Source organism: Paenibacillus ehimensis NBRC 15659 (genome assembly GCF_004000785.1).
In the GTDB taxonomy this organism is placed as follows: domain Bacteria; phylum Bacillota; class Bacilli; order Paenibacillales; family NBRC-103111; genus Paenibacillus_G; species Paenibacillus_G ehimensis.
On the sequence record NZ_BILX01000002.1, the window covers coordinates 57,880 to 69,829 of the forward strand.

11 protein-coding genes and 1 tRNA gene are annotated in these 11,950 nt (G+C 55.7%); 6 read left to right on the forward strand and 6 right to left on the reverse strand.

Going from position 1 to position 11,950, the window contains the following annotated elements; all coding sequences use genetic code 11:
* The first annotated feature begins 56 nt into the window (after positions 1 to 56).
* Both PEH01S_RS01425 and PEH01S_RS01430 read left to right on the forward strand, forming a co-directional pair.
* Complete coding sequence (locus PEH01S_RS01425; RefSeq protein ID WP_127483690.1) at positions 57 to 1,397, forward strand: cytochrome ubiquinol oxidase subunit I; 1,341 nt, start codon at positions 57 to 59, stop codon at positions 1,395 to 1,397.
* Complete coding sequence (locus tag PEH01S_RS01430) at positions 1,390 to 2,427, forward strand: cytochrome d ubiquinol oxidase subunit II (protein WP_025852204.1); 1,038 nt, start codon at positions 1,390 to 1,392, stop codon at positions 2,425 to 2,427. Before PEH01S_RS01425 ends, PEH01S_RS01430 begins: the two co-directional genes overlap by 8 nt.
* Positions 2,428 to 2,499: 72 nt before the next feature.
* On the opposite strand, the gene PEH01S_RS01435 is transcribed toward PEH01S_RS01430, so the two are convergent.
* The gene (locus PEH01S_RS01435; protein ID WP_246062765.1) at positions 2,500 to 3,372 is read right to left on the reverse strand and encodes a GNAT family N-acetyltransferase; all 873 of its coding nucleotides are present in this window, start codon (positions 3,370 to 3,372) and stop codon (positions 2,500 to 2,502) included.
* Between the two features lie 124 nt (positions 3,373 to 3,496).
* Entirely contained in the window at positions 3,497 to 4,483 is a 987-nt protein-coding gene (locus tag PEH01S_RS01440) for a lipoate--protein ligase (protein ID WP_127483692.1), read from the reverse strand.
* A gap of 228 nt (positions 4,484 to 4,711) precedes the next feature.
* Between PEH01S_RS01440 and PEH01S_RS01445 the strand changes: the two genes are divergently transcribed.
* From PEH01S_RS01445 to PEH01S_RS01455, 3 genes are all read left to right on the forward strand, one after another.
* The gene (locus tag PEH01S_RS01445; RefSeq protein WP_025852209.1) at positions 4,712 to 5,062 is read left to right on the forward strand and encodes a c-type cytochrome; all 351 of its coding nucleotides are present in this window, start codon (positions 4,712 to 4,714) and stop codon (positions 5,060 to 5,062) included.
* 210 nt (positions 5,063 to 5,272) lie between these two features.
* Positions 5,273 to 5,959, forward strand: coding sequence for a queuosine precursor transporter (locus PEH01S_RS01450; protein WP_127483693.1), 687 nt, complete (start codon positions 5,273 to 5,275; stop codon positions 5,957 to 5,959).
* A 783-nt stretch (positions 5,960 to 6,742) separates the two neighbouring features.
* On the forward strand, positions 6,743 to 8,266 hold the full coding sequence (locus PEH01S_RS01455) for an MDR family MFS transporter (protein WP_025852212.1): 1,524 nt from the start codon (positions 6,743 to 6,745) through the stop codon (positions 8,264 to 8,266).
* Positions 8,267 to 8,315: 49 nt separating this feature from the next.
* Here the strand turns inward: PEH01S_RS01455 and PEH01S_RS01460 are convergent, their stop codons facing one another.
* The 4 genes from PEH01S_RS01460 to PEH01S_RS01475 all read right to left on the reverse strand — a co-directional run bounded on the left by PEH01S_RS01460 (position 8,316) and on the right by PEH01S_RS01475 (position 11,310).
* Positions 8,316 to 8,894, reverse strand: coding sequence for an NAD(P)H-dependent oxidoreductase (locus PEH01S_RS01460; protein WP_025852214.1), 579 nt, complete (start codon positions 8,892 to 8,894; stop codon positions 8,316 to 8,318).
* A 57-nt stretch (positions 8,895 to 8,951) separates the two neighbouring features.
* Positions 8,952 to 9,530 (reverse strand): TetR/AcrR family transcriptional regulator, encoded by a 579-nt coding sequence (locus PEH01S_RS01465; RefSeq protein ID WP_025852216.1) that lies wholly within the window; start codon positions 9,528 to 9,530, stop codon positions 8,952 to 8,954.
* Positions 9,531 to 9,661: 131 nt separating this feature from the next.
* Positions 9,662 to 10,840 (reverse strand): NAD(P)/FAD-dependent oxidoreductase, encoded by a 1,179-nt coding sequence (locus PEH01S_RS01470; RefSeq protein WP_025852218.1) that lies wholly within the window; start codon positions 10,838 to 10,840, stop codon positions 9,662 to 9,664.
* A 32-nt stretch (positions 10,841 to 10,872) separates the two neighbouring features.
* Positions 10,873 to 11,310: a DUF1641 domain-containing protein gene (locus PEH01S_RS01475; protein ID WP_025852220.1), complete on the reverse strand. Its 438-nt coding sequence runs from the start codon at positions 11,308 to 11,310 to the stop codon at positions 10,873 to 10,875.
* A gap of 442 nt (positions 11,311 to 11,752) precedes the next feature.
* Between PEH01S_RS01475 and PEH01S_RS01480 the strand changes: the two genes are divergently transcribed.
* Positions 11,753 to 11,829 (forward strand) — tRNA-Asp (locus tag PEH01S_RS01480).
* Positions 11,830 to 11,950: the final 121 nt, after the last annotated feature.

Below are 11,950 nucleotides of genomic sequence, written 5' to 3' on the forward strand. Positions count from 1 at the left end.
AACATATTACCAAACCTAACGGGAACACTGAGTGAATAAAAGGATGTGCTCCGCGTATGGATACGGTGATGCTCGCCAGGTCCCTGTTCGGATCGTCGATGGCGTTTCACATTATTTTTGCCACCTTGGGAGTAGGGCTTCCTCTCATGATCGTTGTCGCCGAGATCTTGTTTCATGTCAAAAAAGACCCCGATTATTCCACTATGGCTAAACGCTGGACAAGGGGCTTTGCCATTATTCTTGGGGTAGCGATCCCGTCCGGAACGATTGTGGGAGCGATGCTCGCCCTTCTTTGGCCGGGTTTCATGGAGTATGTCGGACAAGTGATTGCGCTTCCGTTCCAAATCGAAATTTGGGCGTTCTTCCTCGAGGCGTTGTTTATGTCCATCTACGTCTATGCAGCAGACCGGCTCCCCCCGCTGCTGCGGATTGTGAGCGTCATCTTAGTGGCGATCGGCGCCAGTGCATCCGCCGTGTTAATTACCGATGCCCATGCCTGGATGAACACGCCGCGCGGCTTCAAGGTGGTCAACGGGGAAATAACAGACGTTGATCCCTGGGCCGCGGTGTTGAACCCGAGTATCTGGTCTACGGGAGCTCATGTGCTCTCCTCCGCCTACATGACAGGAGCTTTCGCCGTAGCTTCGGTGGCCGCCTATAAGCTGCTGAAGCGGGGACGCACCGAGCTTGAGTGTGCTTACCATCGTAAGGCCTTGTTCGTCGCTCTTCTGATTGGAGGGGTCATGTCGGTAGGTACGGCGGTAAACGGGCATGCCACCGCGCAAATGCTCCATCACTATCTGCCGGAGAAGCTGGCGGCCGCAGAGGGCTTGTTCGAGACCCGTGCCTACGCGCCGCTGGCGATCGGAGGCTCGGTAGACGGTGAGGACCGGACGATCCGCGGAGCGATCGAGATCCCGTGGGCGCTCAGCTTTCTTGCCACGAACCGGTTTGATGGCGTGGTGAGAGGGTTGAACGATTTTCCTAAGGAAAACTGGCCGCCGCTTTACATTCATACGTTGTTTAATTTAATGGTAGGGATCGGGACGCTGCTCATCCTGATGTCGTTCGCGCCGATCGCTTATCGGCTTCTGCTTAAGCGGCCCTACCCGAGATGGACGCTGCTGGCCTTGGTGGCCTCCGGCCCCCTGTCCATGATTGGGATCGAAACGGGCTGGATCTTCAGTTGTACGGGCCGGCAGCCTTGGACGATTTATCATGTGCAGCGGACAAGCGATGCGGCCACACGCTCCGAGAGTCTGGGCCTGTTGTTTGTCTTGTTTATCGGGATCTATTTATTTCTGCTGCTGGTGACGATCGTAATCATGCGGTACTATTTCAAGCATCATCCTGTACTGCCCGAGCTCTCGTCCAAAGGAGGGGCTCGCCTTGAGTAACGTGACGATTGCGATCCTCATACTGTGGGTGTTCATCTTCGTGTACTCGATTCTCGGATCGATCGACTTCGGGACGGGCTTCTGGGCGATGCTGTTCGACAGCAAGAAGCCTCCCTCGAATGCGGCCGTAATCGCGAATCGTTTTCTATCCCCAACCTGGAAGGTAACGAATGTCTTTTTGGTGCTGCTGGTGGTGGCGCTGGTAGGTTTTTTTCCACGATCGATGTACATGCTTGCAGACGTATTGGTGCTGCCCGTCGGGCTCGTGCTGCTCCTGCTCACCATACGCAGCACCTTCATGGTGTATGCCTTCGCCATCCGCAAATTCAGCCGCCTTCTCATCATCGTGTCCGGCCTAACCGGACTGCTTATCCCGGCATTGCTGGTGAGCGTATTGCCCGTTTCCCTTGGAGGCTTTGTTGCCGTGGTCAACGGGGTACCCCGGCTGGAGATCGCGAAGCTGTTCACTTCGCCTACGGAATATGCTCATTTGGGGTTTGGACTTGCGACAGAGCTGTTCCTGTCTGCCGTATTCCTGGCCGACTACTCCCGGGAAGCGGAGGATGAACACTCCTACACCATTTATCGGCAGCTGGCGGTTGCGCTTGGTCCTGCCACCCTGGGTATGGCAATCTTGACAACGGTGACGATGGCGCCGGAAGCCTCTTGGATCGTGGAGGGCTTTCGGAGGGAGTGGCTGTGGTTCTCCTTATCGGTCGCGGCCTTCACCTTAGGCTACAGCGCGTTATTCTGGAAGCGTCGGGACGGGCGGGTCGGTTCTCCGCGTTGGACCGTAACCGCCGTTGTTCTCCAGTACGCTCTGGCCAGCTTCGCTTACGGAGCGGCGCACATGCCTTACCTGATCTATCCTTACCTAACCGTGGAGCAAGGCTTCACGAACCCTACGATGTTCGTTTCGCTGCTGATCGGCTACGCCGTCAGTTCGGTCGTGCTGGCTCCGGTGTTCTATTGGTTCTGGCGGTTATTTTTGAAGGATAAGCGGTATTTAAAGCCCGACGGTACGTCTTGACCGGATGAAAAAGAACGCAGGCAGCCTCCCGTTCCGAGGCCCCTGCGTCCTGCTGCCGATCGCTCCCCGCTATCAGCTAAGCTCAATCGTATAATAATCGTTCGCGTTCAGCGCCCGGAAGCCGCACGATTCGTACAGCCGGAGCGCCCGGGGATTATCCGCCGCAACCTCCAGCTCGAAGCGGACTATCCCGCCTTCCCGGTATACGCGCTCCATCGCCCGGACCAAAATTTCCCGCCCGCACCCGCGTCCCCGGTACTCCGTTAATAAGCAAAAACCGAAAATAAAGGCGATGCCTTCATCCACACGTACAGCCAGCTTGCCGATCGGCTTGCCGCCCAGCTCCGCGACATACGTGATCTCCTTCTTGTCTGCTACGGTATTCTCCGCGAATACTCTGGCATCCTCATACGACATATCGAACCCCTGCCGGTTAAGCTCTGTCAGCACTTCGATATCGTCCTCCACCGCCAATCGGAGCTCCAGAGCTTCCGCTTGCAACGTATCCGGAACTTGCGGCGGTTGTCCGTCCTGCACCCGCATCTCCATCCAATGCTCGGAGAACGAATAGACCGCTCCCCTGGCCTCCAGGAACGCTTTACCCGAAGCCGAACGCTCCTGGCATATAAAGATCAGCTTCGGAATCCCGCGGCGTCTGCATTCATCGGTCGCCGCATCGGCCAGTCTCGTGAACACGCCCTTCCGCCGATGCTGTGGATGCACCATGCCGCTGATCTCCACTTCCGTCAATCGGAAGGAGTAGATCGCCAGAAAGCCGATAAGCTCTTCCCCTTCATACATCAAAAAGTCGTTTGTCACACCGGCCGGCCGTTCGGAAAGCATTTCCCAATTCAGCTTGAGCGTAATGCCGTCCTCCGCGTTGCATCGGTCTGCGAGTGCACGAATGTCGCGTAATTCTTGCTCCGAGAGCCCTTGTTTCTCCATCAATTTCAATCCGCCATCCTCCACTTCGCTACATATTATTTTAAGTATACAGGGATGAAGAAGGTACCGGCGGATAATGATTGGTTTACAATCGTTTTTTCCTGCAGCATCCGGCCCGCATGCGTTACAGCAGCAGCTCCAGCCACTCGTCCTTGGTCACCTGTCCGAAGTAATGCTGCAGATTCACATCGTCCAGCACCGCGACCAACGCAGCCGTATCGTAACGGACGCCTTGCAGCTTGGCGGCAAACTCCGCTGCATCCCCTTGGCCGAAGAAATCTCCATATACGGCAGCCTCGCGGATCACCCCCGCTTCCACATACAGCCGGACGTCGAACGTGCCGGCAGACAGGCGCTTCACGCGGTGAACGTTGAACGCCGGGGAACGGCCGTAGTTCCAATCCCAGCTCCGGTACCGTTCGTCCGCAAGCTGCCGCACCGCATCCCAATCGGCCGGGCTCAGCTCATACCGCTGAACCTCCGACCCTTCAAAGATCGAGTCCAGCAGATGCTGTCTGAACGCCTCAATCGTCATCGGCCCGCTCAAAAACTCCGTAATGTTCGCCACCCGACTGCGGACCGACTTCACGCCCTTCGACTTGAACTTCTCCGGATTGACGTTCAGCGCGGACGCGACATGGTCCATCTGCGAATCGAACAGCAGCGTGCCGTGGGTAAACATCCGCCCTTTCGTGGCAAACTGCGCATTGCCCGATATTTTCCGCTCCCCGACTTGAATGTCGTTGCGCCCCGTCAGCTCCGCCTCGACGCCAAGCCGGTGCAGCGCCCGGATCACCGGCTCGGTAAACTTGCGGTAGTTGTGGAAGGACTTGCCGTCATCCTTCGTAATGAAGCTGAAATTCAGGTTCCCGAGATCGTGGTATACCGCCCCGCCGCCGGACAGACGCCGCACGACATGAATGCCGCGGGATTCGACATATTCCCGGTTAATCTCCTCCGCCGTATTCTGGTTTTTCCCGATAATAATCGACGGCTCGTTGATATAAAACAATAAATAATCATGGTCCGCCGGAAGCTGCTTCAGGGCGTATTCCTCCAGCGCCAGGTTTAATGCGGGATCGGTAATGCCGTTATTGTCAATGAAAAGCATGGGCTTCTCCCCCTTCTCCTGTTCGAACGGACAGCTCCCCGTTCCATCTCTATTATAGCAAGGGCCGCGGCCGGGATCGAGCGCCTTGACCGCCGCGGCCCGTGCATGAAAAAGAACGCGCAGGAAAACCTAGATCAGACGTCCCTCAATATACAGGGACCGAAGCTTGTTGAAGTCCGGGGTTCCCCGGCCGACAAGCTCAAGCATTCTTCCAAAGGAGCTCGCCAGATGAACAAACCATTCGTATGCGCCGCACTTCTTCTTGCCGTTTCGCTGTCCGCTTGCGGTCAGCCCGCCAAAACGCCGCCTGCGGACCAAGGAGCCGCAACTCCCGCCCCGGGAGGCGGAACCGCTACCGTGGATGCGCAAGCGATTTATAAGCAAAATTGCCTCAGCTGTCACGGCGCCAATTTTGAAGGCGGGGTGGGTCCTAACTTGACGAAGGTAGGCGGCAAGTACTCCAAGGACCAGATCGCAGCGATCGTCGCCAACGGCAGAGGGGCAATGCCCGGCTTCAAAGGCCGGCTGTCCGATACCGATACCGGCGCCCTCAGCGATTGGCTCGCCGCCCAGAAATAAGGGCTCCCGCTGCGGAACGGTAACCCGTGCCGCTCGAAATCCCCTGAACCGCACGTTGTGAACGATGCTGCGGCTTTTCAGGGGATTTTTATGTAAAATCGTTCCATTCCTTTTCTTGGGCGTTTCTGCTATTCTGTTATTCGATCGGGCTTCCGGCCCATCCGCGGTTCGAGACCATCCCGCGTTATCAAAACTAAGGGGGAAACGTAAGTGTTTAATTTGGCTTGGGGAATGTTGTTTGTTGTCGTGAATTTTGCTTTGTTTCTGCTTTGCTATCGTTTTTTCGGGAAGAAAGGACTGTACGCCTGGATCGGCTTCGCCACCGTGCTGGCCAACATCCAAGTCGTCAAAACGATCGAACTGCTCGGCATCGTGATGACGCTCGGCAACACCGTCTACACGTCGATCTACATGTCGACGGACCTGCTTAACGAGAAATATGGGACGAAGGAAGCCAAGCAGGCGGTATGGTTTGGCTTTTTCAGCTTGGTCGCTTCGACGGTGATCATGCAGATGGCGCTCGTGTTCACGCCGCAGGAAAGCGACATCGCGCAGAGCTCGCTGGAGACGATATTTGGCTTGATGCCGCGACTGGCCGCGGGCAGTCTGTGCGCCTATTTTATCAGCCAGTTCCTCGACGTGCGGGTGTACAGCTACCTGAAGAAACGGTTTCCCGTGTACAACCAGTTCTGGATCCGGACGAACGGCAGCACGGGACTCAGCCAGCTCGTGGACTCGCTGGTCTTCTGCACCATCGCTTTCGCCGGAGTGTATACGCTGGACGTCTGGCTGCAAATTTTGCTGACAACCTACTTATTCAAATTCGTCATCTCCGTCGCTTCGACGCCGGTGCTCTATATCGCCCGCAGCTTCCGCATCAAGGAAGACGAGGCTTGAGTTAGATGTAAAAAGGCGCTTCCGTTCGTATATTGAGCGGGAGCGCCTCTGTCGTTTAAGGGGCCATGCTGCGTCCTTCGTCCGTATTGTTACCAATGCGAAGATATGGTATGAGTTTCATATGCGATAGCGTTTATATCGCGCATGGAGGCAATGCATCCAACGCCTCGGGAGCCAGGGTGAAGGACGGTAAAACCAACCACAGGACAAACCGGTATCGCGGAGATTCGAGAAATCCGAGGGTTACGCCCCGGAAGTAATGGTGGGGTCACCGGCATGCATGTAGCCGTCGACCGTCGACATGATTTTGGCAAGATGCCAAAATACGATTTCAAAAGAATACACACGATTCGTGTGCCCTTTTGAAGGATCCGTTCACTTCTCGAATCTCGCTGCCCGTTTGTCTTTTTTGATGAAAAAAAGATAGGCTCAAGTGGCGGTGGATCGAGAGGCAAGGTGGCCCTCGGGTCACCGCCCTCTGTTTTTTCAGAGGGACTGCTTGCTGTTTTGCCACTATGAAAAAAGAGGTAGCCGAGACCATGAGCTGCATGATTAAGGTGAATGTTTTTGGACTTTTTATAATTGATATTCGGTTGAAAAAAATAAGGCTGACTTACTCCATCCATGCACGGTGATTTTAACGTGTATGGATTTTTTTGATCCAGCTCTTCAAAAAAACTTTAAAACTAACCATTGAATCCTGACATCCAGTTGTCAGTTAGACTAAGGTATAGTATGTCTATAAAGCTTAAAACATTTCATATCGGAGGTAGACATCGACTCATGAGCAAAACAAGCAACAAAACCGGGATGGTCCTAGCGGGGCTGCTTCTCGCGATCCTGATGGCCTCGATGGACAATACCATCATGGCGACCGCGATCGGAACGATCGTCGGGGAGCTCGGCGGGCTGGATAAATTCGTCTGGGCGACCTCCGCCTACATGGTGGCGGAAATGGCAGGGATGCCGATCTTCGGCAAGCTTTCCGATATGTATGGACGCAAACGATTTTTCGTCTTCGGGATCATCGTCTTTATGCTCGGCTCCGTTCTCTGCGGAACGGCGACTTCGATCGTGCAATTAAGCATCTATCGCGCGATTCAAGGGATTGGCGGCGGGGCCTTGGTGCCAATTGCCTTTACGATCATGTTCGACACGGTTACGCCGGAGAACCGGGGGAAGCTCGGCGGGCTATTCGGCGCGGTGTTCGGCATGTCCAGCATTTTCGGTCCGCTGCTCGGGGCTTACATTACCGATTACATCCACTGGAGCTGGATCTTCTATATCAACCTGCCGCTCGGGTTAATCTCCTTCGTCATGATCGCGTTCTTCTATAAAGAGTCGCAGCAGCATGCCAAACAGCGGATCGACTGGTGGGGTGCCACGACGCTGGTCGGAGCGGTCGTCTGCCTCATGTTCGCGATGGAGCTCGGCGGCAAGCAGTATGCCTGGGGCTCGATTCAAATTCTGGGCTTGTTCGCCGGATTTGCGGTTCTTGCCCTGCTGTTCCTGTTCGTCGAAAAGCGTGCCGAAGAGCCGATCATTTCGTTCGGCATGTTCCGGAACCGTCTCTACGCCACAAGCAATGCGGTTGCGATCTTAAGCGGGGCGGCGTTCATTACGGCTTCTGTGTACATTCCGATCTTCATTCAAGGCGTGCTCGGCGGAACGGCCACTAATTCCGGCCTGATGCTGCTGCCGATGATGCTCAGCTCGGTCGTTACGGCGACCTTGGGCGGGTTCTTGATGACGAAGATGCCGTTCCGGTCAATCATGATTCCGACGCTGGCCTTGCTTGTGCTGGGTCTCGCTCTTCTTACGACCTTGACGCCGGAATCGCCGCGTTTTATCGTCACGCTGTATATGATCTTGACGGGCCTCGGGATCGGAGCTTCCTTTTCCGTGCTCAGCAACGCGGCGATCCATTCGTTCCCGGCCAGCCAGCGTGGGGCGGCGACGTCTACGCTCAATTTCCTTCGTTCGCTCGGCATGACGCTCGGCATCACGCTGTTCGGCATCATCCAAAGCCATGCGCTGACCCGGAAGCTGACGGATTCCTTTACGGGGAGCGGTCAAGCCGCCGTCCCGCAGGGCGTCGACTTCAGCGACCCGCATGCGCTGCTGGACCCGGCTACCCGCGCCCAGATCCCTCCGCAAGCGCTGGGCACGATCGCGGAAGGTCTCTCCTCCTCCGTCGTCCTGACATTTGCCTGGAGCCTGATCCCGGCAGGCTTGGCGCTGGTGGCAGCCTTCGCGATGAGCAAGGAGAAGCTGGACCCGGCCGCCGAAGCGGCGGCTTCCCACTGAGATGTACAAGAAGCCTGTGTCCCCTTACGGAGGCACAGGCTTCTTGTGGCTACGCCAAAGCTTGTCCCAGACGGTTCACTTTCACCAGCCAACGCTCCCGCTCCGGGTCCGTCAATTTGCCGACTTGCCCGATGGAGGTGACCTTGACGGGCCGGATACCGCAGAACTGCAGCGTGGACACCTTCATCATCCGATGTCCCGGCTGGCCTTGCGCGAGCCGGTAATACCAGACCGGCGCATCCATCGTCACGATCAGCCGCGCCGTCCTGCCTTTGAGCAGCTGATCGGGCAGCGAGGAACCTTTCTTGTATTTAAAAGCGTACCCCGGTAAGAAGACGCGGTCGAGAAAGCCCTTCAGCAGCGCTGGCGGACCGCCCCACCAGATCGGATACGTAAAGACCAGATGCTCCGCCCAGCGGATGAACTCCTGCGCCTTGACCAGATCGTCCTCCAGCGGAAGCTTATGCTTGTACCCGCCCGACAGATTCGGGTTAAATTCGAGCTCCGCCAGACGAAGCACCCGAACCTCGGCACCGGAGGCCGCAGCCCCCTGCGCATAAGCATCTCCGAGGGCCCATCCGTAGCTGTGCTCCACCGGATTTCCTTGCACGATCAAAACTTTCTTCATGACTGAACCCGCTCCTTTTGGTTAGCATTCACTAACTTTGTATGTAAAAAGAATAGGTCAAAGCTGACCTAATAAATGGGAAAACCTTTGCTTCACTTCCGCTGCCAGCGGCTCCAGACGGGCCGGGAGCTCCCCGTGCAGGCTGGAGACCGCCATTTGGTTGAATGCGCCGATGATCAGCACGGCAGACAACCGGGCATCCTGCTCGGGAAGCTCTCCACGCTCGATGCCTTGCTCGATCAGTGCAACGAGGGCGTCGGACGGCTGTCTCGCCTCGCCGCGGCTGGCTTCCACGAAAATTTCGTGCTGCTGGGCAAGCAGCAGCATGCCGTACTGATCCTCATCGTGCATGCGCAGCACTTCGTCGATCAAGCGATGGAACCGGCTGCGGAACGTCCCCGGCTGCCCGGCCATATAGTCGATCAAACGCGTATAGCTGGCGCAGTAATGGGTGAACGCTTCGAGCGCCATCGCCTGCTTGCTTTTAAAATGCTTGTAAATAGCGGCATCCGTGACGCCCGCCGCATCCCCGATCTCTTTGACGGAAATGCCGTCGATCCCTTTGATGGCGAACAGACGCATGGCCGCCTGCAAAATGTCCTTTTTCTTGCTATCGATATGCGCTTTCTTCATCATCATGATCATATTGTAAGTGAATGCTAACCAAAATGCAAGAACAACCATGGGACAACGATAATAACGGCGTATCCCAAGCGACAGTAAATAAAAGAGGGCACCCGACAGACAGGGCACCCTCTCGTTAAAAATTAATAAGCCAGTGTAAACAGACCGTTGATATGGGTCAAATAGCGCATGTTGCTTGCTTCCTTCATCAGCGAAGCCGGAAGGCCTTTGAGGCGCGTTTGGTTACCGCCGATGGTGCCGATCGCATCCTTGCGGCCAAGGCTCGCCAGCGTACCGGAGAATACCGGCGTGAACGTATCCATCGGCGCGTTGTTGAAGTAAGCGAAAATGTTATGTCCGATCGTCTCGCCCATTTGCCAAGCCAACTGCGCCGTCGGCGGGTATGGACGTCCTTCGCTGCCCATGACGACCGCGCTGTCGCCGGCGAGGAAGATGTCTTTGTGGGACGTGGATTGCAAGGTCTCCGTGACCGTTGCGCGGCCGCGGTTGACTTCGATACCGCAGTTGGCTACGACGGAGTTGCCTTGTACGCCGCCGGTCCATACGAGCGTGTTCGTCTCGATGGAGCTGCCGTCCTTCAGGAATACCGTATTCTCCTGCATTTCCGTAATCGCAACGCCGGTCAGGAACTTCACGCCGCGCTTCTCAAGGCTCGTTTGCGCACGCTCGACAAGCTCCTGTGCGAAGCCGGCCAGAATGGACGGACCCGCTTCCACCGTATAGAGGGAAATATCGTTAAAGTCGACGCCTTTGCTGCGGCAAAGCTTAGGCAGCATGTCCGCAAATTCGCCGACAAGCTCGATGCCGGTCAATCCGCCGCCACCGACAACGAACGTCGCGTCGGCTTTGTTTTTCGTACGGCTGTACTCGTCGATGCGAGCTTCCACGTGCGCGCGAAGGCGGTTGGCGTCGTTCACGGATTTCAGAACGAAGCTGTGCTCCTTCAGACCCGGGATGCCGAAGAACGCCGTTTCGCTTCCGAGAGCAATAACGAGCACATCGTAATCGTACGTTTTGCCGCTGGCCATCAGAACTTCCTTCTGGTCCGGGCGAATCTCTTCGACTGTGTCGATCTGAAGATTGACATTTTTACCGCGCAAGAGCTTTTCCAGCGGCAGCGCAACCGCTTTCTCCGCCAGGTTGCCCGCAGCAAGCCGGTGCAGCTCCGTAATAATCTGATGCGTCGGATAACGATTGACGACCGTAATCGTCGCTTCTTCCGCCGTCATGTACTTCCGAGCCGTCAAGGCGCTCAGCAACCCGCCGTAGCCGCCGCCCAGGATCAAAATATGCTTAGCCATACTGCTTCCTCCGCTCCTTGATTCAAGTTCCTTTATTGTTGACGCTGCTGTTGGCGCTCAGCCAAGACATCCAAGAATGCCTGAGAAAAACGGAACATCTTTTGTACTTGCGGGTCTTTCAGCATTTTGAGCAAACCGAACAGACCGATCGTCGTAGATTCGTCTTGCGCACGGTCATTGGCTTCGATCGCCGCAGACGCCAAATTTTTGGCCGTGTCCTGAATCGGCTTCACGAATTCTTCGACGCCGCCTTTGATATCTTCGATAAATACGCGGTCCGTGGCCACATTTTGCACCAAATCGTACGTTTTGGTGAGAATGGTCACCATTTCCGCCAGCTTCGGCAAATTCTCGACCAACACCGTTAAAGATTCCTGCACCTCGGGCTTCATCAACTGATCAAGCACATCCAAGGATTCCCGGGTGGGCTCGGCTGCAACTACCGCTTGTTGAGTGGATGCTACTGACATTAGAGAACGTCCTCCTTTACTTTGGAATAGAAGTCCGTTAATTGTGTCGACACCTGGTCAGCAAGGCAAACATCATGTTTTTTCTCGAAAATACAGGAAGCGAGGAGAAGCCATTCGGAGGCTTCCCCTCAGCTTGTTACAATTTTCACATTTTCGGGAGCATGATCAGGTCGAAACGGAACCCTATATACTTTAGATTATACCTCCGAAGAGCGGAGACGTGGAAAAACAATATTCGACAATTGTGAACATTTTGTGACCAACCGACGTTCATTTTCTGGAATGTGTCCATTTGTAGTCAGGAACCGAAAGAACCGGGAAAACCGGCGGCCCCGGATTTCTTTCCGGGAACTGCACGGCTGCCTTCATCCGGCCTATTCTTCTCTCCGGGCTACTTGCCAAAATCGGGAGGTCGTGGTATTATCATAGTTGTCCCTAACGCGGAGCCGTGGTGTAGAGGCCTAACATGCCTGCCTGTCACGCAGGAGACCGCGGGTTCGAATCCCGTCGGCTCCGCCATTGATATACTGCTTTGCAAGGGGTGAGAACCCTTAGGGTTCGTCGGAGCGTTCACTTCGGCAGCGTTACTTCGCAGTCTCGGAGTGAAACGGAGAGTATCCCGTCGGCTCCGCCATTGACA